The 278-nt window shown below is 71.2% G+C and carries 1 protein-coding gene; it reads left to right on the top strand.

Annotation, left to right across the window (positions count from 1 at the left end; genetic code table 11):
* On the top strand, positions 1-278 hold a 278-nt coding region (locus SB658_RS23430), incomplete at both ends, for an SDR family NAD(P)-dependent oxidoreductase (protein ID WP_410602683.1).

Genomic DNA, 278 nt, shown 5'->3' with positions numbered 1-278 from the left:
TCTGGGGCGGCGCGATCGTCTCGCTCGCGATCGCAGCCGTCGTCGTCGCGGCGGGCGGATCCGCGATCGCGGTGCCGCTCGACGTCACCGACTCGGATGCCGTGCTCGCCGCGCACGACACGATCGTGCGCGAACTCGGCCCCGTCACCGATGTCGTCGCCTCCGCAGGACTCAACGCGCCGAACCGCGCCTGGGCCGATCTGACACCCGAGAGTTTCCAGGCGATCGTCGGAACCAATCTCACGGGCTGCCTGAACCTCGCCCACGCGGCCCTGCCC

Origin of the sequence: Bacillus sp. SIMBA_008 (genome assembly GCF_046535495.1) — a bacterium.
Lineage (GTDB): Bacteria > Bacillota > Bacilli > Bacillales > Bacillaceae > Bacillus > Bacillus subtilis.
This window is presented reverse-complemented; position numbering and strand designations above follow the sequence as displayed.